Source organism: Nocardia sp. NPDC049737, from assembly GCF_040674755.1.
Classification (GTDB): domain Bacteria; phylum Actinomycetota; class Actinomycetes; order Mycobacteriales; family Mycobacteriaceae; genus Nocardia.
On sequence record NZ_JBFANH010000008.1, the window covers coordinates 41508 to 61000 of the forward strand.

At 64.7% G+C, this 19493-nt stretch carries 21 protein-coding genes and 3 pseudogenes; 13 read left to right on the plus strand and 11 right to left on the minus strand.

Annotation, left to right across the window (positions count from 1 at the left end; all coding sequences use genetic code 11):
* Positions 1-184: 184 nt before the first annotated feature.
* The 3 genes from AB0J47_RS13080 to AB0J47_RS13090 form a co-directional block, all read right to left on the minus strand.
* A complete protein-coding gene (locus AB0J47_RS13080) occupies positions 185-1246 on the minus strand; it encodes a CobW family GTP-binding protein (protein WP_364344740.1) in 1062 nt (353 codons plus the stop codon).
* 219 nt (positions 1247-1465) lie between these two features.
* Positions 1466-2974, minus strand: coding sequence for an N-acetylmuramoyl-L-alanine amidase (locus tag AB0J47_RS13085; protein WP_364344743.1), 1509 nt, complete (start codon positions 2972-2974; stop codon positions 1466-1468).
* A gap of 207 nt (positions 2975-3181) precedes the next feature.
* Complete coding sequence (locus tag AB0J47_RS13090) at positions 3182-3757, minus strand: sigma-70 family RNA polymerase sigma factor (protein WP_364344746.1); 576 nt, start codon at positions 3755-3757, stop codon at positions 3182-3184.
* A 166-nt stretch (positions 3758-3923) separates the two neighbouring features.
* Here AB0J47_RS13090 and AB0J47_RS13095 point away from each other — a divergent pair, with 166 nt between their 5' ends.
* From AB0J47_RS13095 to AB0J47_RS13110, 4 genes are all read left to right on the plus strand, one after another.
* Positions 3924-4289: a hypothetical protein gene (locus tag AB0J47_RS13095; protein WP_364344749.1), complete on the plus strand. Its 366-nt coding sequence runs from the start codon at positions 3924-3926 to the stop codon at positions 4287-4289.
* Positions 4290-4343: 54 nt separating this feature from the next.
* Complete coding sequence (locus tag AB0J47_RS13100; protein WP_364344752.1) at positions 4344-5093, plus strand: SDR family oxidoreductase; 750 nt, start codon at positions 4344-4346, stop codon at positions 5091-5093.
* Positions 5094-5238: 145 nt separating this feature from the next.
* The gene (locus AB0J47_RS13105; protein ID WP_364344755.1) at positions 5239-6438 is read left to right on the plus strand and encodes an MFS transporter; all 1200 of its coding nucleotides are present in this window, start codon (positions 5239-5241) and stop codon (positions 6436-6438) included.
* 4 nt (positions 6439-6442) lie between these two features.
* A complete protein-coding gene (locus AB0J47_RS13110) occupies positions 6443-6844 on the plus strand; it encodes a PaaI family thioesterase (RefSeq protein ID WP_364344758.1) in 402 nt (133 codons plus the stop codon).
* A 67-nt stretch (positions 6845-6911) separates the two neighbouring features.
* On the opposite strand, the gene AB0J47_RS13115 is transcribed toward AB0J47_RS13110, so the two are convergent.
* Positions 6912-7769, minus strand: a complete 858-nt coding sequence (locus tag AB0J47_RS13115) for a cyclopropane mycolic acid synthase family methyltransferase (RefSeq protein ID WP_364344761.1) — start codon at positions 7767-7769, stop codon at positions 6912-6914.
* Between the two features lie 410 nt (positions 7770-8179).
* Between AB0J47_RS13115 and AB0J47_RS13120 the strand changes: the two are divergent.
* A pseudogene (locus AB0J47_RS13120) lies at positions 8180-9286 on the plus strand (transcription termination factor Rho, short form); the annotation flags it as partial.
* A gap of 137 nt (positions 9287-9423) precedes the next feature.
* On the opposite strand, the gene AB0J47_RS13125 reads toward AB0J47_RS13120, so the two are convergent.
* From AB0J47_RS13125 to AB0J47_RS13135, 3 genes are all read right to left on the minus strand, one after another.
* Complete coding sequence (locus AB0J47_RS13125) at positions 9424-10182, minus strand: dienelactone hydrolase family protein (RefSeq protein WP_364344764.1); 759 nt, start codon at positions 10180-10182, stop codon at positions 9424-9426.
* A 47-nt stretch (positions 10183-10229) separates the two neighbouring features.
* Complete coding sequence (locus tag AB0J47_RS13130) at positions 10230-11333, minus strand: MAB_1171c family putative transporter (protein ID WP_364344767.1); 1104 nt, start codon at positions 11331-11333, stop codon at positions 10230-10232.
* Positions 11334-11611: 278 nt separating this feature from the next.
* Positions 11612-12049, minus strand: a complete 438-nt coding sequence (locus AB0J47_RS13135) for a hypothetical protein (protein ID WP_364344770.1) — start codon at positions 12047-12049, stop codon at positions 11612-11614.
* Between the two features lie 100 nt (positions 12050-12149).
* On the opposite strand from AB0J47_RS13135, the gene AB0J47_RS13140 reads away from it, so the two are divergent.
* The 3 genes from AB0J47_RS13140 to AB0J47_RS13150 are packed head-to-tail and all read left to right on the plus strand — an operon-like array spanning position 12150 to position 13304.
* Positions 12150-12713: a TetR-like C-terminal domain-containing protein gene (locus AB0J47_RS13140; RefSeq protein WP_364344773.1), complete on the plus strand. Its 564-nt coding sequence runs from the start codon at positions 12150-12152 to the stop codon at positions 12711-12713.
* Positions 12714-12746: 33 nt separating this feature from the next.
* Positions 12747-13112: a hypothetical protein gene (locus AB0J47_RS13145; RefSeq protein ID WP_364344776.1), complete on the plus strand. Its 366-nt coding sequence runs from the start codon at positions 12747-12749 to the stop codon at positions 13110-13112.
* A 3-nt stretch (positions 13113-13115) separates the two neighbouring features.
* Complete coding sequence (locus tag AB0J47_RS13150; protein WP_364345202.1) at positions 13116-13304, plus strand: DUF6886 family protein; 189 nt, start codon at positions 13116-13118, stop codon at positions 13302-13304.
* On the opposite strand, the gene AB0J47_RS13155 is transcribed toward AB0J47_RS13150, so the two are convergent.
* Positions 13297-14124 carry a helix-turn-helix transcriptional regulator gene (locus AB0J47_RS13155; protein ID WP_364344779.1) on the minus strand — a complete coding sequence of 276 codons (828 nt, stop codon included), beginning with the start codon at positions 14122-14124 and terminating at the stop codon, positions 13297-13299. The genes AB0J47_RS13150 and AB0J47_RS13155 overlap by 8 nt on opposite strands.
* Positions 14125-14186: 62 nt before the next feature.
* Positions 14187-14342, minus strand: a pseudogene (locus tag AB0J47_RS13160) (XRE family transcriptional regulator); the annotation flags it as partial.
* A gap of 112 nt (positions 14343-14454) precedes the next feature.
* On the opposite strand from AB0J47_RS13160, the gene AB0J47_RS13165 reads away from it, so the two are divergent.
* On the plus strand, positions 14455-15339 hold the full coding sequence (locus tag AB0J47_RS13165; protein ID WP_364344782.1) for an NmrA/HSCARG family protein: 885 nt from the start codon (positions 14455-14457) through the stop codon (positions 15337-15339).
* A gap of 289 nt (positions 15340-15628) precedes the next feature.
* Positions 15629-16837, plus strand: coding sequence for a cytochrome P450 (locus AB0J47_RS13170; protein WP_364344785.1), 1209 nt, complete (start codon positions 15629-15631; stop codon positions 16835-16837).
* Between the two features lie 85 nt (positions 16838-16922).
* On the opposite strand, the gene AB0J47_RS13175 is transcribed toward AB0J47_RS13170, so the two are convergent.
* Entirely contained in the window at positions 16923-17489 is a 567-nt protein-coding gene (locus AB0J47_RS13175) for a nuclear transport factor 2 family protein (RefSeq protein ID WP_364344788.1), read from the minus strand.
* A gap of 250 nt (positions 17490-17739) precedes the next feature.
* Here AB0J47_RS13175 and AB0J47_RS13180 point away from each other — a divergent pair, with 250 nt between their 5' ends.
* The 3 genes and pseudogenes from AB0J47_RS13180 (at position 17740) to AB0J47_RS13190 (ending at position 18790) form a co-directional block, all read left to right on the plus strand.
* Positions 17740-18249 (plus strand): DUF5753 domain-containing protein, encoded by a 510-nt coding sequence (locus AB0J47_RS13180; protein ID WP_364345204.1) that lies wholly within the window; start codon positions 17740-17742, stop codon positions 18247-18249.
* A gap of 76 nt (positions 18250-18325) precedes the next feature.
* Positions 18326-18467, plus strand: a pseudogene (locus AB0J47_RS13185) (DUF397 domain-containing protein).
* A 107-nt stretch (positions 18468-18574) separates the two neighbouring features.
* Complete coding sequence (locus tag AB0J47_RS13190) at positions 18575-18790, plus strand: hypothetical protein (RefSeq protein ID WP_364344791.1); 216 nt, start codon at positions 18575-18577, stop codon at positions 18788-18790.
* 98 nt (positions 18791-18888) lie between these two features.
* Here AB0J47_RS13190 and idi read toward each other — a convergent pair whose 3' ends face one another.
* Positions 18889-19485 (minus strand): isopentenyl-diphosphate Delta-isomerase, encoded by a 597-nt coding sequence (gene idi / locus AB0J47_RS13195; RefSeq protein WP_364344794.1) that lies wholly within the window; start codon positions 19483-19485, stop codon positions 18889-18891.
* Between the last annotated feature and the right edge of the window lie 8 nt (positions 19486-19493).

Here is a 19493-nt window from a genome sequence, read left to right on the forward strand (position 1 = left end):
GGTCGTAGAGACAAATACGGTCGATCACGGTTCGTGGGTCGAACCGACACCGCACGCGCCACGTTCGCTCCGTTGCGCACATGCCGCGCGCGGCGGGGCAATACGTCAGTTCTATGTCCGTGCGATCGCCGCGCCAAGTACCGAACGCGCCAGCTTCTAGCGGAACGCGCCAACCTTTCGGGCATCAGTGCGGGGTATAGCGCCAGACGCCGAGCATGGCTTGCTGGTCCAGCGGTTCGGCGGCGGTGTGCACGGTATCGTGCAGCCGCGCCAAAGCCGCGTCGGCGGGCAGCCCCGCACCGATCAGCACCAATCGGGTCGTGCGCGATTCGCCGCGCGACCAGGAGTCCGGTTCGAAGACGATATGGCGACCGACCATGTGTAGCACGAACTTCCGACGCTCGGCGGCGACCCCGAAGGCGGCGAATCCCTTGGCGCGGAACAGTCCGGGCGGCGGATCCTCGAGGAATTCGACCAGGCGGCGCGGATCCAATTCCCGGTCGCTGGTGAAGGACACGCTGGTGTAGTCGTCGTGCAGATGCCGGTGCGGCCCGTAGCGACTGCTTGCAGGCCGCTCGACAAGATCGTCATGGTCGTGGTCGTGAAGCAGTTCGTCGAAACTCAATTGTTCGGCGACCCGCGGGATTTCCCGCAGCGGCTCGTCGAACAACAGGCCCGGGTCGATGCGGCCATGGGTGGTCGCGTAAACCGGCGCCTGCCCGATCAGTTCGGCGATCTCCTGCCGCAACCCGTCCAGCCGCTCCGGCGACACTCGATCGGCTTTGTTGAGTACAACCAGATCCGCCAAGCGCAGATGGGTGGCGAGTTCCGGATGACGCTCGCGACTGTCCGGGAACTGCTCGACATCGACCACCTCGACCAAACCGCCGTAGCGGATGCGCGGGTTCTCGCTACCGACCACCATCCGAATCAGATTGCGCGGTTCAGCAAGTCCGCTGGCCTCGACCACGATCACGTCGATCTTGGCGCGCGGCTGCGCGAGCCTGGTGAACAAATCGTCGAGTTCGCCGACATCCACCGCGCAGCAGACGCATCCGTTGCCGAGTGACACCATCGCATCGACCTGGCCTGCCACCAGCATGGAATCGATATTGATGGCTCCGAAGTCGTTGACCACCACCCCGATCCGCGTACCCCGGTTGTTGCGCAGCAGATGGTTGAGCAGCGTCGTCTTCCCGGATCCGAGAAACCCGGCGACTATGAGAACAGGAATCCGCTGAGCCACCCGGCTGAGTCTATTGGCAGCGCCTTCGGCGCTGCGTGTTCGCGGCCCGTCTCGCGTCCGAACCTTCGAGCGACCTGCGAGCAGTCGCTGACGAAGTGTTCGATGGCCGCGCCTTCGGCGCGGATGCGAGACGGGCGGCGAACGTCGCTCGTAGGACTCGCTTCCGTGGTAGTTACGAATGCGGGCCACTCGCGACTTGTCCACAGTCCGGCGGCCGTGTTACTTCGTTGGACCGAGCAGGGTGCTGGCCAAGGTGTAGGCCAGGTTGATCAGCTCCGAGGTAATCACGGTGTTGTCCATGCCGAGGGACTTCGCCAACGGCAGCATCATTTGCATGATCGTGCCGACGAGGGCTGGCAGGGTGCCGGTCGTGCTCGGCGCGGTCTGGCCCGGCGAGAACTGGGAACCGGGTGTTTGACCCAAACCGGGTGACTGCGGGGTGTTGGGCGAGAGCCCGAACCCCTGCGACTGCGGGCTGTTGGGCGAGACCCCGAACCCCTGCGACTGCGGGCTGTTGGGCGAGACCCCGAACCCCTGCGACTGCGGGCTGTTGGGCGAGACCCCGAACCCCTGCGACTGTGAGGTGTTGGGCGAGACCCCGAACCCCTGCGACTGTGGTGTGCCTGCTTGCGGAGCACTGGGGGACTGCGCCGACCCCGGTGTCTGCGTGCCCGGCGAGTTCGGCAGCTCTGCGTACCCCGGTGCCTGTGCATACCCTTGCGGCGGATTCAACGATGCGGGGGCGGTCGGCACCGTCCCCGCGGCATTCGGCACCGTTGCGGGTTCGGGGACGGCCGCAGCCTGTGCTCCACCAGGAACTGCGGCGGAATCCTGCGGAACCGACTGTTCCTGCGGTGTATTCGACAGCGGAGCCGAGGCCGGCCGATCGGTCGACCCGGTCTGCGCCGGAATCGTGCCGAGTGCCGTCGTCGCCTGCTGCTGCGCGCCGAGCAGGAAGCCGACCAGGCCGGTCGTTATGGCCAGGGCGTGCTTGACCTGCCCCTCCGGAGTCTCCAGCAGTGCGGCATCTTCGACATTGGCGCCATTGCCCATCTCGATGAATACATCTGGCACGGTGGTCATTGCCGGACCTGCTACATCCGCACGGGTCTGCAGACCGTCCTGTGCGCCCGCATAATTCGCGGCCGGGAATCCGACCTCCATATACGCGTCGCGCACCGCCTTGCTCGCCGCGAGACCGAGTCCGGACTGGACCTGATCGACCTTCGGATCCGGGATCGGCAGCTGCGGCACGATCAGATGGAAGCCGCGGTCCTGCGCCGGTGCGCCATCGGCGTGGATGCTCACCGCGACATCGGCGCCGGAGACATTGGCGGCCTGAGCGCGTTCGTCGACGCAGCCGCCCCATCCGGAGTCGTCCTGACGGCTGAGCACCACCTTGGCGCCCAGATCCTGTAGGGCGGCCCGAACCAGCTCGGCCACCTTCCAGTTGACGGTGTGCTCGGGCACGCCGTTGACGGTGGTCATGCCGGTGGTCTGGCAGTCCTTGGTGCCGCCGCGACCGTCGCCGACTTGCTTCGCCAAGTTCTCGGCGTGGTTGGGACCCTGATGACCCGGGTCGAGGAATATTGTCTTGCCTGCGAGTTTCACGGACATGTCCGGCGATGTCGGATCGGCGATCGCGGCGGGGGTCAGCCCCGAGAGCGTCACCACCACGGCGGCCGTGACGGCGCCGCAGATACCGGTACTGATGATGCTTGGCTTCATGTGCGGTGTCGGTGCCCCGGGACGGAGCACCCCTCCCTTCCCACTAGTAACACCAAACCCAGTGGTTCACTCTGGCAACGCCAGCATCAGCAAAGCAAGCTCCGTTATCAAAATGTTATCGGCACATTCGAGCGTATTAGCGCTGATCAGACGACCAAAACTCGGGTCACACCGCCGTTAGACGGGGTTTGCCAACCGGATGCGGGCTCAAGCGCCTATCGGCAAGCGGCGCAAAGACCGCAGAGCGTAGTGCACCCGGGTCTTGACCGTGCCGACCGGAACTCCGAAGTCGTCGGCCACCTCTTGATAGGCCCGGTCCCGCAGGATCACCTCCACCACCGCCGCGCGCTGCGATTCGGGCAGCCGGGCGAGTAGATCGGCGACGAGCAGGCCGTCGACGAGACGCTCGGCGAAGTCCGGCTTCGCGAAGCGGACATCGCTGAGTTCGGTGATCTCATCCCAGCCGGTATCCGCGGGCCGGGCGGCGCGGGCGCGGGCGATATCGATCACGACGTTGCGTTCGATCGCGAGCAGCCAGGTGCGCACCGTGCCCTTGCGTTCATCGAACACTGAGCATGAGCGCCAGGCTCGCAGCAGCGTCTCCTGCACCGCGTGCTCGGCGAGGCCCGAATCGCCGAGTCCACGCATGGCGCGCCAATGTAGGAGCGCCCGGTCCGCGGCTAGCACGGCGGCGAGCCCATCGTCGGTACAGAGCCCAGCACATGCCATCCCGCAAGTCGACCGCCGGCCCACGACATCGACCACCGGACAAATACCACTCATACAACAGATATCGCGGGAATCCGGCCAAGTGGAATCACGCCCGACCGAAATCTGACGATTCCCCCGAAATCGACCACTGAGTCTGGTAGACCTTGGCCCCGGAGATACGGGGATCTCCGCAGGTCAGCCGCCAGTGGCGGCCAGAGCAATTCGAGGAGACAGCAGTATGCGTGCAAGCACGCTCGTGATCGCGGGGGCGATGGCGTCCACCGTGACACTGCTGGGCACCGGCACCGCGGCCGCCCAGCCCCGCAACACCATCACCGAGGACGGTGTCTATCTGGTCGGCGTCGATATCTTCCCCGGCGTCTGGGAGGGCCAAGGCACTCCCGACCCGGCCGTCGGCTGTGACTGGCGGCGGCTGCGCAAGGTCGAGGGCGATAACACCGATCAGCACTACATCATCAATAACGAGTTCACCAGGAACAGTCCGGTCCGCGCCGAGATCGCGCCGACCGATGTCGCCTTCAAGACCGTGAACTGCGGCGCTTGGCACATGCTGCCACCGAGCACCGGCTCATTCGGCGGCTGAGTCGAACCCCACGGGATATTGACTCGCGTTCAGTAACCGCTATGGTTCGCAACCATGACGCGGAGCAAGATCCTGATCACCGGCGCGAGCGCCGGACTCGGTGCGGCCATGGCGCGGGATTTCGCCGCAAAGGGCCGGAACTTGGCCCTGTGCGCCCGACGCCTGGATGCGCTCGAAGCCCTGCGCGACGAACTCACCGCCGCGCACCCGGGCATTACCGTCGCGGTCCGCGCGCTCGACGTCGATGACCATGCGGCCGTCCAACGGGTTTTCGCGGAACTGCGCGATGAACTCGGCGGACTGGATCGGGTGATCGTCAATGCGGGTATCGGCAAGGGCGCGCGGCTCGGCACCGGACGTGCGGATGCCAATATCGCCACGGCCACCACCAATTTCGTCAGCGCTCTCGCCCAAACCGAGGCGGCCTTGGAGATCTTCCGCCCCCAGGAGTCGGGACACCTGGTGCTGGTGTCCTCGATGAGCGCGGTGCGCGGGCTGCCGGGTAAGAAGGCCGCGTATTCCGCGAGCAAGGCCGGACTGGCCGCACTCGGCGAGGCGCTCACGGTCGAGTTCGCCAACTCACCGATCGCGGTGACCACATTGCTTCCGGGATTCATCGCCACCGATATGGCGGCGCAGGCCGGTGACGCGCGCATGGTCGCGCCACTGGCGAAGGGCGTGGCGTCGATGGTGCGGGCGATCGAGCACGAGAAGATTCGCGCTTGCGTGCCGGGGTGGCCGTGGCGACTCATCGATGTGGTGCTGCCACATCTGCCGCGCGCGGTCGTTGCCCGCATGAGCTGAAGCCAGTCGACGCGACAGCGATCGGCTCCGTCGACTTCCTGACGGACGCCGGGCACCGCACTCGCGCCGAATAGTTGGCACCACAGCGGCATTCGCGGCTGGAACCCGCCAGAACTCGGCGCGCGGGATTGCTGGACTGGAGCACATGTCCACAGTCCTTGCGCCCTCCCCCACCGTCGCCCGGCCGCCGCTGATCCGGTGGCTCGCCGTCGTCGCGGTCATGCTCGGCATCTTCTCGATCGTGACCACCGAGATTCTGCCGATCGGCCTGCTGACCTCGATTGGAGCCGATTTCACGATCTCCGATGGCATGGCTGGGCTGATGATGACCCTGCCCGGACTGCTGGCCGCGATCGCCGCGCCCATGGTGACCGTCGCGGCAGCCCGGATCGATCGCCGATTGCTGCTGTGCGGCTGCACGCTATTGCTGGTGATCGCCAATGCGGTGGCCGCAAGCGCGCCTGAGTTCTGGGTGATGCTGGCTTCGCGCGTACTGATCGGGATCACCATCGGCGGCTACTGGTCGATCGCGGCCGGACTGGCCGGACGATTGGTGCCGGCGGAGTCGGTGCACCGGGCGACGGCGGTGATTTTCTCCTCCGTCCCGCTCGGCTCGGTGCTCGGCGTGCCCGTGGGCACCTTCGTCGGGAATATCGCGGGCTGGCGGGCCGCGTTCGTGGTTTTGGGCGTGCTGTCCGGGGTGGTGCTGGTGATGCTCGCGGTCGCATTGCCCGCGCTGCCCGCCGAGCAGGTTCTTCGCCTGACCACACTGCGCGTCGGTCTAGGCCGTGCGGAAGTCCGAACCGCTTTGCTCGCAACGTTTTTCGTGGTGATCGCGCAGTTCGGCAGCTACACCTACGTCACGCCGTTCCTGGAGCAGGTCACCGACGTGACCGCTGCCACGATCACGGTGCTGCTGCTGATCTACGGTGTGGCGGGCATTGCCGGGAACTTCCTCGGCGGCACTCTGCTCGGTCGTCCCCGCCTCGCGCTCGGCTTCGCGGCGAGTGCGATGGCGGCCGCGATGCTACTGCTGCCGACGCTGGGTCGCTGGGAGTTCGGTGCGGTGGCGCTGCTCATCGTCTGGGGTATCGGATACGGCGGTGTGCCGGTGGTACTGCAGACCTGGTTCGCCGTAGCGCAGCCCGATGCCCCCGAGGTGGCGTCGGTGCTGTTCACCGCCTCGTTCCAGGCGACCTTCTGTGTCGGTGCATTGGTCGGCGGGGTGATCGTGGATCGGACCTCACCCGGGACGGTGCTGGTCTGCGGCGGCGCGACGGCGCTGCTCGTACTGCTCATTACCTCTGGAGTAATCGACGCACGGCGGGTGGATCGGGCAAGCTGACTCCATGATCGATGAAGTGGGCACCAAGCTCTTTCACCAGTCCATGCCGTTCACCGAGCGCCTCGGGGTCGAGGTGCTCGAACACGGTGTCGCACTGGTGCGCAGTCGGATCGCGTGGGACGAGTCGCTGTGCACGCTGGGCGGGGTAATGCACGGTGGGGTGCTGATGTCGCTTGCCGATGGGACCGCCGCGGTGTGTGCGTTCCTGAATCTGCCGGAGGGCAAGCAGGGGACCACGACGGTGGAGTCCAAGACGAATTTCCTGCGGGCCGTGCGTTCCGGCTATGCGACCGCGACGGCACGACCGCTACACGCGGGCCGGTCTTTCATCGTGGTGGAAACCGAAATCCACAATGACGCAGACAAACTCGTCGCCAAGGTCACTCAGACCCAGGCCGTACTCTGACGCCGAGCCCCAGGCTCACTTCACGGCCGGAGCCTCGAGGCTCACTTCACCGCCGGAGCCTCGAGGCTCACTTCACCATTGTGAACTGCATGACATCGAGGTGCCCGCTGCGGAAGTACTGGGCACATCCGGTGAGGTACTCGAGGTATCTGGCATAGACCTCCTCCGAGGCGATCCGCACCGCCTCATCGTGATGGTCCACCAGCGCGTCGGCCCACTGATCCAGCGTGCGCGCGTAATGCAGGCGCAGCGGCTGGATCTGTTCGGTGCCGAGTCCGGCCTGCCCGGCCAAGCGAGTGACCTCGGCGGGCTGGGGCAACTGTCCGCCGGGGAAGATCTCGCGCTTCATGAAGATGTGGAAAAGCGCGGCCTCCCGGGTCACCGGAATATTCATGCGACGCAGGTCGTTGAGGGTATGGCCGATGATCGTATGCAGCAGCATCCGGCCGTCGGGCGGGAGCATGCGGCTGCAGCACTCGAAGAACGCCGGATACCGCTGGCGGCGGAAATGTTCGAACGCACCGATGCTGACAATCCGGTCCGCACCCCCGTCGAACTCCTCCCAGCCCTGCAGCCGAATCTCGACGCCTGCCACACCGCGCCGATCGATCTGCGAGCGGACGTGCTCGTACTGATTGCGGCTCAAGGTGAGACCGACGACCTTCACCCCGTAGCGCTCGACCGCACGGAACATCGTCGCACCCCAACCGCATCCGATATCGAGCAGGGTCATCCCGGGCCGCAGATCCAATTTGCCGAGCGCGAGATCGATCTTGGCGAGTTGAGCCTGCTCGAGGGTCATATCGTCGTGCTCGAAGTAGGCGCAACTGTAGGTCATCGACGGGTCGAGGAATAGCCGGTAGAAGTCGTCGGAGACGTCGTAGTGCGATTGGACTTGCCGGTAGAACGGTTCGAACTCGGCCATTGCAGCTCCTACCTTCCGTCGGTCTGGCCGGATATGGACTGATACGAGACACACCGCCGAACCGTTCGCATGGTCGGCTACCGATACGAAAATGTGGCCTTTTCCGGTTGCCATAGTCGGGCTGTAATCGTTGCGCAACAGCCGTTCGACGATGTACCCTCGGCCTTGTCCTTGTGGATGTTGGTATCCCGGCCGATCAGCGCCGGACCCCCACAAGATCTCTCAATTCCCCGATCACGATGGTAGTCCACCTCGTTCCCGGAGCCTAGAGGGCATTTCACCGCAGCGACCCCGATCGCCGCTGCCTCATACGGCCGCTCGCCGTACCCACGCAAAGGAAAACCATGAAAGACAACGCATTTCCCGTACCACAAGACGGGGATACGGCGGCCGAGACCGCTGCGCACCCCGTCCGATCCGTCAGCGGCATCCTCGATATCACCGACAACCGCGCCGCCACCCTCCGGGTCGACGGCTACCTCCCCAGCCCGCATGACGTGCACGTGCCACCTCGGCTCATTCGCGAATTCGGTTTGCGCCGTGGCGATTTCATCGTCGGCATCGCCGAACCCGCGCACAGCGGCAAACTCGACCCGTTGACCCGCATCGAATCGGTCAACGGACAGGACCCCAAGCGGGCCCCGGCCAGGCCCAATTTCGAGAATCTCGTTCCCATCTATCCCAATGAGCGGTTGCGGCTGGAAACCGAACCGCATGCCATGACCACCCGGGTCACCGACTTGGTCATGCCCATCGGCAAAGGTCAGCGCGCACTCGTCGTCGCACCGCCGAAGGCGGGCAAAACCTCTGTGCTGCAAGCGATCGCGCACGGAATCGCGAAGAACCACCCGGAGTGCGAACTAATGCTCGTACTGGTCGGTGAGCGCCCCGAGGAGGTTACGGATCTGGCCAGGTCGGTTCCCGCCGATGTCGCAGCCGCCACCTTCGATCAAACCCCGCGTGAGCAGATCGCATTGGCCGAACTCGCCATCGAACATGCCAAGCGCCTGGCCGAAATGGGCCGAGATGTCGTCGTGCTGCTCGACTCGCTGACTCGCCTCGCCCGCGCCTACAACAACGCTGCCCCGTCCTCCGGACGTGTACTCTCCGGCGGCGTCGATGCAGCCGCACTCGCGCCGCCGAAGAAATTTCTCGGCGCCGCACGCAATTTCGAGAACGGCGGCTCGCTCACCATTATCGCCACCGCGCTGGTGGAGACCGGTTCGCTGGCCGACACCGTGATCTTCGAGGAGTACAAGGGCACCGGCAATGCCGAGGTGAAACTGGATCGCGCGACCGCGAGCCGCCGGGTCTTCCCGGCCATCGATATCGCACGCTCCAGCACCCGCAAGGACGAATTGCTGCTCACCCCGGATGAATTGGCGGCGACGCACCTGTTGCGGCGCACCCTCGCCGCAGTGGACGGTCAGCAGAGCATCGACCTGCTGCTGGAGGGTCTGCGTCAGGCTCCGACCAATGCCGAGTTCCTGGCCCAACTCGGTGCCAAGCGGCACTGATCCGCCTGACACGTCTCCATTAAGGCTCCTTTAAGGCCCTGTCAAGTTCTCCGAGGAATATTCATTACAGCCCGATCGGGCCTGTCTTCGGAGGGGGAGACAGGGCCGGTCGGGCTCTCGTCGTATTCGATTCGGTCTCAGGCCAATTCGGTGGCGAACAGTTCGGCGGTCCGCTGCCACGAATCCTGAGCGGCGGCTTCGTCGTACGGTTCCCGGCCAGGGAAGAAGAAGGCGTGCTTCGCACCCGGGAAGACCACCGATTCGTGCCGCACACCGGCCTGATTCAAGGCCGCCTCGACTTGTTCGCGCTGTTCGGCATCGATGACGTGATCGAGTTCGGCGAAGAACAGCAGCATCCGCACATCCCCCTTGGCGATGTTCTCGGTCGCGGCCAGCAACGACTCCGGCCTGCTCAGGGCGGTGCCCGCGGTGGTCAGCCAGCCCGGGTAGAAGATCGCTGCGGCATCCAGTTCCAGTCGGGTGGCCGCGAAGTAAGCAAGGTGGCCGCCGAGGCTGAAGCCGAGCACACCGGTCTTATCGGTGGCGCCACCGTGCTCGCGGGCGTAGGCGATGGCGGCCCGGAAGTCGGCCTCGACACCTTCGCGGGTCAGCTCGCCGAGCAGGCCGAAGGCACGCGTCCGGTTCTCATCGGTCTCGGCCAGTCCCGCGGCCGTTTCCGGACCCGAGCGGTGATAGACGTTCACCACGAAGGCCACGTAGCCGAGTTCAGCGACCCGATCGACGATCCGGCGCGCGTCCTCGGTAAGTCCCCACAGCTCGGCGCCGACCAGCACGGCGGGAAAAGTGCCGTCACCTTCCGGGCGGGCCAGATAGCCGGTCAGCGGTGAGCCGTCCACATCGAGGTCGAACTGCCGAGAAACGATCTTGTAGGTCATGGATACAGCCTATGGCCGTGCGTGGTGTGCGGCACCTGATGCAAACTTCAACGCACCGCCGTCTTCGGCCAGACGCGGGCCAGGCCGAGCAGATGCCGGAGTTCGGCGTCGAAATCGTGTGCGGTTATGGCCAGCCGGGAGCTGGATCCGACGGTGGCGGGGAGTTCGCCTGCCTTTCTGGCGCGTACGGCGTGTGCCAAGCGGTGAGCGTAATCGGTTATCTCCCAGTCCGATTCGACCTGATGCTGCGGTTTCGCGGTCTCGGCGGGAAGGTATGAGCCGAGGTGCAGCAGTGCATCGCGGATTTCAACGGTCATGCGGAACAGTCGGGTGACCGAATCCGCCCCGTGTCGTGCGTCGGCGGGCAGCACGATCTCCGGGACCGCCGCGGTGAGGTCGCGCCACAGCGGCCGCAGTCGGCGACAGATTCGAGCGTCGCGATCCCAACCGGCCAGCGAGAGTAGCGCGCTGAGCAAAGGGATGGCGAGCAGGGTCACGTTGAGGGTCACGCAGAGCACGAAATCGAGTTCTCCACGCGGCAAATGCGGACCGAGGGCGGGTCGCCCCGTCAGCAACTGCGCGGTGGAAAGTGCCTGACTACTCAAGACGAAGCCGCCGCTGATGCCCAGAATCCAGCAGACCACCTGCATCTTGGCGCTGAGGTCGCCCAAGCGCAGCTCGTGGATGCCCGAGAGCAGGAAAACGACCATACTGACCGCAAGCGGTGCGGCATAGGCGATCCCGAAGATAGCCGCGGGCCCGTGTGCGCTCAGATCGACCGGTCGTCCGTTGTCCTGTGCCATCATCCCGGCGAGCAACATGACGACAGTGGCCGCCGCGGCGACGAAACCGCACCGACGCAGCCGCCGCCACACCACTGTCGAATCGGTCTCGGCGAGAATATATCGGGCTATGACAAACAGGTGCATGGTTGTCATTACCACGCATCCCAGCGCGAGGACGTAGACCGGACTGGTGACACTCGCCTGGGCGCATCGGTAGCACAGCAGGGCGGCGATGCTCCAGAGCAGGTTGCTATTGATGAGCTGATCGATGATCGTGTCCCGCAACAACATCAGCCGACCCAGCGTGATGATGCCGACGTAGCCGAGGACCAGCCAGCCGAGTGTCGCGGGAATCAGTGATGCCATCGATACCCTCCTCGGCCGCGGAACTCGTGCCTGTCGGAGGATACAGCTGCGAACCCCCACGCCATCGCGCTGCGGACCGCTGGCCTCGGCACGAGTCAGGCCGAGCAACTGTCGCAGGTCGGTATCCAAATCTAGGGATGTCGCTATCAAGGGATGTCGCAGTGCTGCCGATCAAGCCGCAACACACGATGCGTATCACTACACCAGCAGCCCGTGCGGCTCCGACACAAAGAAGCGTCGACACACCGGAATCCGGTGTGCCGACGGTGGTTTAGAGGTCAGCCGAGCAGGACGAGCGCGCCTGCCCCGAGGAAGATGAACTGCACGATGGTGCGTAGCGGCAGCGGCATGGTCTTGATGCCGATATCCGCCCGTGCCGCACGGATATTCGCCGGGAACATCACGATCAGCAGCAGGATCAGGCCCGCAGCCGCCAGTTTGGCGATGGGCGGGATCAAAAGGCCGATCGCGCCGCCGATTTCGAGCAGGCCGGTGAAGCTCACCCAGGCCGCCGGATTGGGCAACCGCGGCGGAACCATGGCGATCAGTGCGCCGCGCTTCGGCTCGACGAAGTGCGCGCTCGAGGTGAGGGCGAACATCGCGGCCAGTCCGAGTGCGGCGGCGTGTGGCCAGGAGTCGAGCCAACCGAGGTTGCCGAGCCAGCCGATGAACCGCGCGAGTCCGGCGATGACGATGAGTACAACCAGCGGTGCCATCAGAGTCTCCTGTGGGTCGAACACCTAATCTTGACAGTGACTAGATTAGGGTTTCGGCCGGGAACTTGTCAATGACTAGATTTTCGGCGACCATCGAGACATGGCGAAGAGCGGCTACCACCACGGCGATCTGCGGGCCACCATCCTGGCCGCGGCCGCCGACCAGATCGCGATCGATGGCATCGACGCGATATCCCTGCGTGGGCTGGCGCGCCGCGCCGATGTCTCGCACGCGGCCCCCGCGCACCACTTCGGTGATCGCGCCGGACTACTGACCGCGCTCGCCATCGAAGGTTTCGATCTGCTCGCCGAACAGCTGACCGCGGCCGGACCGGACTTTCGCGAGGTCGCGGTCGCCTACACCCGCTTCGCCCGCGAACATCCGGGCCATTTCGATGTGATGTTCCGACGCGAGCTCCTGCACGCCGACGACGAGCGCCTGGTCGCCGCCCGCACCGCGGCAGGTGCGGCGCTGCGTTCCGGGGTCTCGCTCATGCAACCCGACAACACCGTCGAGCAGCAACAAGCCATCCGCCTCGCCGCCTGGTCGCTGGTCCACGGCTTCGCGGCACTATGGCGCGACGGGGCACTACAGGATGCGGCGGATAGCTCCGATCCGGAAACCCTGGCCCGCCGGATGATCGCCACCGTCCACTTCGAATGACCACCCGTTCGCCTTGGCCGTAAATTCTCAGGCATGGATATCCACGCCTACCCCACCGAGGCGAACATCCCGGTGGATCTCCCCGAGGCACAACGCCTCGCCGACCACTACCTGCCCACCGAGGACGGCATCAGCAACCTGCTCACCGAATTCGAGGTGGGCTTCACCGTCGTCGCCATCTTCCCGCCACCACCGGGCATCGACCCACACAAACCCCCACTCCCCCCGGCCATCGGCGGTTCGGTCTGCGTCATCGACAAACCCACCGGCGCCATCTCCTACTGGCCCACCTACCCCACCGCCGTAGTCGCCGAACAGTACACGCAGGCAATGCAATCCGGCCGCCTGATCATCGAGGACAGCTGGCCAGACGAGGGCGACGCCGCTGAGGGCGACTGAGGTATACCCCGACCCGGGTCAGATCCGCTCGGACCGCCCGAACAGGTCGGCGACCTTCTAGCGCTGCACGCGCAGGCGGGAATTCAACTCCGGATGCTGGCCAACCTGTGTGCGTTCCGGGATGCGGTGACCGCAAGCTCACTCGGCTTCAGTGGGATTCGGCTGGGGAGGGCGCAGCCGCGGGTCAGGTGAGGTGGGTGGCGATGGTGGTGTGATCGGTATCGGCGGCTGGGAGTTGTAGTACCAGAAGGAGATCCGGGTTTTCTGCGAGGCGGAGTTGGAATAGTTCGAAGTTCACCGGGCCCGCTTCGGGGTGGTCGATGCCGATGGTGGCGGCGCGGAAGTCTTGGACCGGGTATTCCGACCACCAGGTGCGGAATTCGGGGCTGGCCTCGGTCAGTGCGCCGACGATGGCAGTGAGGCGGGGGTCGTCGGGGCGGCGGCCGACCAGGGCACGGAATTGGCTGAGGACCGCGCGGGCCGCAGGCTCCCAGTTGCGCATGGCGGCGCGGTTCTCCTTGTGGGTGAACATCATCCAGAGCAGGTTGCGGTGATCCGGGTCGAATTCGGCGGGGTCGAGGCGCAGGCGTGTGTAGGCCTCGTTCCAGACCACGAAATCGAAGTGCCCGTCGTGGATTACCGCAGGACTCGGCATCATCGAATCGACCAGACGCTGTAGGCGCGATATCGCCTCTCCAGGCTGAGGCGCGGCGACCGGATCGGCGAGACCGGCGAGGCGGCGCAGATGGCGGTGCCGTCCGTCATCGAGACGCAATGCCCTGGCCAGCGCGTCGACCACCTGCGGACTCGCCGCGATCTTGCGGCCCTGTTCGAGCCACGTGTACCAAGTGAGACTTACCCCGGCCAACTCAGCAACCTCTTCGCGACGCAGGCCCGGGGTGCGCCGACGCCCCGGGATCAGATCCCCGGGCAGACCGACATCGGTGGGCTGCAACCGGGAGCGGTGCGCCTTGAGAAAGTCGGCGAGTTCGGCGCGATGCTTGTCGGTCATCGAGATCCCTTGTGGGTTGCACGTTTGCCGAGTTGGACACTCGGAGTGTGTAACCGACATCTCACCCCGGCGAGTTCGGCGACTTCTTCACGACGCAGGCCGGGCGTGCGCCGTCGGCCCGGTTCCAGATCCGGCAGCATCCCGACATCGGTCGGCCGCAGCCGGGAGCGTTGCGCACGCAGGAATGCGGCAAGTTCGGCGCGGTCGTTATCTGTCATCACATGCCCTCTGTGGGTAGCAGTATCGGTAACAGGACCGCGCCACCGCCCGTCTCTAGCGTCGAGTGCAACAGGAGATCGAGAAACGATCACCCAGCACAAGGAGTTTGGCATGACAGGCAGCAAGGGACCGGTTCTCGTCATCGGCGCGACCGGACAGCAGGGCCGGGCGACCACGGGACAACTGCTCGAACGCGGTTGGGAAGTCCACGCATTCGTGCGTGATCTGACCTCGCCCGCAGCCAGCGCATTGCGCGAAAGCGGTGCGAACCTCATCGAAGGCGATCTGGACGACACCGCGTCGGTGCGAGCGGCCATGGACGGCACCTACGGCATCTTCCTGATGCTGACCATGATGACTGGCGTGCACATCACCGCCGAGGGCATTGCGGCCGAACAACGGCGGGGCAAGGCGGTGGCCGAGATCGCCGCCGAGTCCGGCATCGAGCATTTGGTATACAGCTCGCTCAAGGGTGCGGGCGAGAATTCAGGTGTCGAGTACTACGCGGCAAAGGAAGCGATCGAAGCACACATCAAAGCACTCGACCTTCCGGCCACCGTATTGCGTCCGGTCTTCTTCATGGACAATTTCAACGCGTTCAACCGTCCGGTGCTCGACGCGGACGGGCTCGTACTGAATCTCGCTGTGCGTGCGGATATTCCGGTATCACTGATCTCGGTACACGATATCGGCGCCTTCGCCGCCATCGCCTTCGACCGGCCGACGGACTTCCTCGGCCGCACGGTCCCCATTGCAGGCGACCGGCTGACTCCACCGCAGATCGCCGAAACATTCGGCCGGACAGCGGGATTGCCCGCGCGCAGTTTCCAGGTGCCGGTCGAACAGGTCCGCGCATTCGACGAGCAGGTGGGCAAGATGTTCGGCTATTTCAACGAGCGGCCGGACGAGCCGCTCGATCTCGCGGCGTTGCGGTCGGAGCACCCGGAGCTGATGGATCTGGCGACCTGGCTGCGGGCGACGAACTGGAAGCCGTGAAAATGGCTGCGCGCGTGTGGATATCGAGCACACTGCACAGGAAAGTGCATGCAGGCAATGCAATCCGGCCGCCTCGTCATCGAGGACACCTGGCCGGAAGATGACGGTGCCGAAGGCCAGGGCAGGTGGGCGCTGATGGCGGTTGCCCGAACTTCGGCGAGGTGGCGTCAAAGTTTCGTTGCGAGGCAACGGATCACGGTTCCCACCGTCCGATGAGCGGCCGCGCGCGACACTGGTCGGGCACACACCGGCCGGGTCTCGCATGACCGATCGCACCCTTGGAGACACAATGAACGAGTCCGTCATTCAGCTGCCGACCGCTGGCGAGCCAATGTTCGAGACGTTCGAGCGAATCCGCCGGCGCGGTCCGGTCGTTCCGATCGAATTGGCTGGCAACGTCGCGGCCTGGGTCGCGGTGAGCTACCAGGCAGTCGGTGAGATCCTCGCCGGTGACGGCACATTGTTCAGCAAGAATGCGCGAAACTGCCCGGCGCTGCACGACGGTACGATTCCCGCGGATTGGCCGATGCGAGCCTTTACCGACATCGATCACATGCTCAACCTCGACGGCGCCGAACATCGGAGGCTGCGAAAGACGATCGGCCAGGCGTTCACCCCGGGCCGGGTCGCCACCCTCGAACCTCGGATCCGGCGAATCATCACCGAACTCATCGATGACATTCCCGATCCCACCGCCGAGGTCGACCTCGTCGCCAACGTCACCATGCCGTTCCCCGTGCGGGTCATCTGCGAACTGTTCGGGGTACCGACATCCGATCAACGGCAATTCCGCGGCTGGGCGACCACGATCATGTCGCATCTGAGCACCGGCGAGGAGATTCAGGCCGCGATGGGTGCCATGGTCGGCTACCTCACCGAGTTGCTGAACAGTAAGCGCCGACGTCCCGGCGACGATCTGACCTCTGCCCTGCTGCAGGCCAATGCCGACAACGGTTTGACCGACAAGGAGCTGGTCGACATGTTGTGGCTGGTCATCATGGCCGGACATGAGACCTCGGTGCATCTGCTCGGCAATGCGATGGTCACACTGTGTACCCACTCCGAGCAGCTGGCCAAGGCTCGGGCCGAGGACCGGTGGGAGGATGTCGTCGAAGAAATGCTGCGTTTCCGCTCCCCGGTGGGCAACATGTTCAACCGGTATGCGCTACAGGACGTTACGATCGACGGCGTCGATATTCCCGCCGGGGCCATTGTGGGATGGTACGGCGGCGTCGGGCGGGATCCGAGTCATTACCCGAGCGCGGATAACTTCGACATAGACCACGATCACCGAGACCAGCTGGCGTTCGGCCGGGGACCGCATTTCTGTCTCGGTGCGCCGTTGGCCAGACTGGAGGGCCGTACGGCATTGTCCGCCCTGTTCAACCGGTTCCCGCGCTTGCGCCTGGCCTGCGACCCCGCCGCCATTCCCTATAGCCCGCAATTCATCACCTGCGGGCCGCTCGCCCTACCGATGGTTCTCGACCCCCGCGGGTAGCGCCGGGAGTCGCCGGTGGCACCGATGCGGTTTCAGCGAGGTGCCACGACCTGGAAGCCGTGAAATCGGCTGCGCGCCTATGGGTCTACGAGATGTCGGCAAGGTCGAGAACGGAGCTGGGGTAGGTGATGCCATCAGGAATGGGGGCATCGGGCTGATGCATCAGAAGATCGCACTTGCGCCGGGCGATGACCCACGATCCGTTCTGCTGAATCAATCGGTCACGGTATAGCGTTCGTGAGCGATTGATGAGTTTCGGTCGATCGCGCATCGTCCACTCGACGAACCCGTAACAAGTCGCCCAGATACCGTCGGCGTCCACACCCACGACGTGATTGGTCATGGCGTGCTGGATCCATGTGCAGTCGTCGTGAAAGGGCACGAAAAACTCCAACCACTGCTCGATCCCCGCGAACGGCATGCCCGGATACTCCGCGACAACGTCGGGGGTGAACAACGCCCGAAAGAGATCCCAGTCGCGCGTGTCGATCGCACGCGCATATCCGTTCTGCAATCGCATCGCTTCGATAGCGATGTCGGCCAGCTCGCTGCTCGTCATCTCAGCCTCTCCTGGTGCTCGAGTAGTCCCCCGAACAAGATCAGGTGGAATCCATGGCGGCATCGCCCGAGAAGCCGCCGCCACCAGTTCCACCTGATCTTGTTCCCAATCCGGGCATATCATTACACTCTTATTGACGAGATTGGGGGGCGAGGTAGGGGCGTTCGGATGGAAGCCTCGGGTAGGTGCCGGTGCCGCAGAGGTCGACGGTGACGGCGTCGACGTAATGCTGCGCCTGGTGCTCACGTACGAAGATCAGCCGCGGTGAGGCAGGCGGCGAAGTCGAATCGGGCGCCATGCAGGAATACACTCAGATGCACATCGGGCTCTCCTGGGTGTCGAGATATGTTCTCGCTCATGCGTTTTCGTTGTCAGCGACGTTGATCGACTCACTCGGAGGAACAAGCCAGCGACGTACACAGCTGTCTTGCATGAGTCGGTGTTACGAACCGTCATCAGGTCACGGAAAGTGATGGCGGCACAACTGCGGAACCCTGCGGACCTGAGCAGTCATCCGAATGTAGACATACGGGTGCTTCCGTTCCGGGCTGGACTGTCGACCGGCCCGTTCCTGATCTTGGATTTCGATGTGGATCGGAAGGGCAAGCCCGAGGAGCCCAGCCCCGTCTACGTGGAGAGTTTCACCGGGGGCATCTTCCTGGAGCGACCAGCGGATCTGGACAGGTACCGTGAGGCGTATGGGGTCCTCCGGCGCGAGGCGCTCGATGCCCGACCAAGCCGAGACCTATTACGGAAGTTGCGAAGGAGTTCGAACGTGGGCGTTGCTCGGCTATGGCGCCCGCAAACTCGCCCCGCTATTCGCCCGTCCGATCGCTTGGCGCGTACGAGGTGAACCAGATAATGCTGGCGACCATCGACCTCGCCCCAAGTGGTTCAAGAGTAGCCACAGTGGCGGGGGCCAGGATTGCATAGCGGTGGCGCATCTGGACAGGGGCATGGTCGGCGTACGGGACTCCCAAGAACCCGACCGGCCCGGCACTGGTGTTCACTCCTGGCGAGTGGGATGCCTTCACCGCTGGCGTCAATGATGGCGAGTTCGATCGGCCATAGGTCATGTCTCACGTCTCTGCCCCCACCACTCGCCTACAAACGGCAGCGACTTGCCAATCCATTTAGGCTGCAAGGCAAATCATTGCCAAGTGTAGAGGGTGAGACCGATGACGAACCTCGTCTTGGTGCTGGCGGTCCTGGACATTGCGTTGATGACGATATTGATCATCGTCTACCGCATCCCTCGCCTATCGCGCAGCTTGCAGACCATGCCTGTGGCGCAACGCTATTGGCGTCCGAACTGGCCAGAGCTCAGAGGAATGATCCCGCTGCTGCTCCTAGTCCTGGTGGGCGTGTTGTGGGGGCTCATAAGCCTGCTGTGATCTCGTCGCCGGTCCAGTATCAACGGTGCCTAGCATCGAAAGCGCCGTAGTCGGCGTGCGGGATGTTCCGCGGCTGCGCTCGCTTGTTCAGGTGCGCCTTAGCCGAGTCCCCGGTAGCAGGCCTTCTTGCTGTCTGCATGAGTGAAATCGGCTGCACGCGTGGCAATATCGAGGACACCGCGCAGCCACGGCGTGTAGGAGTCGGCTGCCGCCGCGATGTCTTCGAGCAGGTCGATGGGGTCGGCCCAGATGCATTCGGAGACCTCGGCCGGGTCGGGGTGCGGCAGGTCGCCGGATATGACACCGACCAGCACGTGGTCCCATTCGTGCTCCACCTGATCGCCGCGTGGGTCGGCGGCCCGATAGCGGTAGATGCCCGCCTCGGTCAGCTCCGTGACGGTCAGGTTCAGTTCCTCCATCAGCCGGATCGATGCGGCGGCGATCACGTCCTGGCCGGGGGCGGGATGGCCGCAGCAGGAGTTCGAAAGCCGTTGCGGAAAACGAGTTTTGACCGCAGCGCGACGCTGCAGCAAGATCCGCCCGGACGCGTCGTACAGCAGTACCGAGAAGGCGCGGTGCAGCTGCCCGGGCGGGCGGTGTGCCTCGGCAACGGAACGTGCTCCGATCGCTCGGCCGTGCTCATCGACCAGTTCGACGAGAAGAGCCTCACGATCGGAGCGAATCTCGGTGGTCATAACGATCT

What these genes read in the sequence shown, in the direction of transcription:
- idi (WP_364344794.1), bottom strand. Translation starts at nt 19,485, where the DNA reads ATGACCACCGAGATTCGCTCCGATCGTGAGGCTCTTCTCGTCGAACTG.
- AB0J47_RS13170 (WP_364344785.1), top strand. Translation starts at nt 15,629, where the DNA reads ATGAACGAGTCCGTCATTCAGCTGCCGACCGCTGGCGAGCCAATGTTC.
- AB0J47_RS13105 (WP_364344755.1), top strand. Translation starts at nt 5,239, where the DNA reads ATGTCCACAGTCCTTGCGCCCTCCCCCACCGTCGCCCGGCCGCCGCTG.
- AB0J47_RS13165 (WP_364344782.1), top strand. Translation starts at nt 14,455, where the DNA reads ATGACAGGCAGCAAGGGACCGGTTCTCGTCATCGGCGCGACCGGACAG.
- AB0J47_RS13155 (WP_364344779.1), bottom strand. Translation starts at nt 14,124, where the DNA reads ATGACCGACAAGCATCGCGCCGAACTCGCCGACTTTCTCAAGGCGCAC.
- AB0J47_RS13190 (WP_364344791.1), top strand. Translation starts at nt 18,575, where the DNA reads ATGACGAACCTCGTCTTGGTGCTGGCGGTCCTGGACATTGCGTTGATG.
- AB0J47_RS13140 (WP_364344773.1), top strand. Translation starts at nt 12,150, where the DNA reads ATGGCGAAGAGCGGCTACCACCACGGCGATCTGCGGGCCACCATCCTG.
- AB0J47_RS13145 (WP_364344776.1), top strand. Translation starts at nt 12,747, where the DNA reads ATGGATATCCACGCCTACCCCACCGAGGCGAACATCCCGGTGGATCTC.
- AB0J47_RS13095 (WP_364344749.1), top strand. Translation starts at nt 3,924, where the DNA reads ATGCGTGCAAGCACGCTCGTGATCGCGGGGGCGATGGCGTCCACCGTG.
- AB0J47_RS13100 (WP_364344752.1), top strand. Translation starts at nt 4,344, where the DNA reads ATGACGCGGAGCAAGATCCTGATCACCGGCGCGAGCGCCGGACTCGGT.
- AB0J47_RS13125 (WP_364344764.1), bottom strand. Translation starts at nt 10,182, where the DNA reads ATGACCTACAAGATCGTTTCTCGGCAGTTCGACCTCGATGTGGACGGC.
- AB0J47_RS13130 (WP_364344767.1), bottom strand. Translation starts at nt 11,333, where the DNA reads ATGGCATCACTGATTCCCGCGACACTCGGCTGGCTGGTCCTCGGCTAC.
- AB0J47_RS13135 (WP_364344770.1), bottom strand. Translation starts at nt 12,049, where the DNA reads ATGGCACCGCTGGTTGTACTCATCGTCATCGCCGGACTCGCGCGGTTC.
- AB0J47_RS13085 (WP_364344743.1), bottom strand. Translation starts at nt 2,974, where the DNA reads ATGAAGCCAAGCATCATCAGTACCGGTATCTGCGGCGCCGTCACGGCC.
- AB0J47_RS13090 (WP_364344746.1), bottom strand. Translation starts at nt 3,757, where the DNA reads ATGAGTGGTATTTGTCCGGTGGTCGATGTCGTGGGCCGGCGGTCGACT.
- AB0J47_RS13115 (WP_364344761.1), bottom strand. Translation starts at nt 7,769, where the DNA reads ATGGCCGAGTTCGAACCGTTCTACCGGCAAGTCCAATCGCACTACGAC.
- AB0J47_RS13110 (WP_364344758.1), top strand. Translation starts at nt 6,443, where the DNA reads ATGATCGATGAAGTGGGCACCAAGCTCTTTCACCAGTCCATGCCGTTC.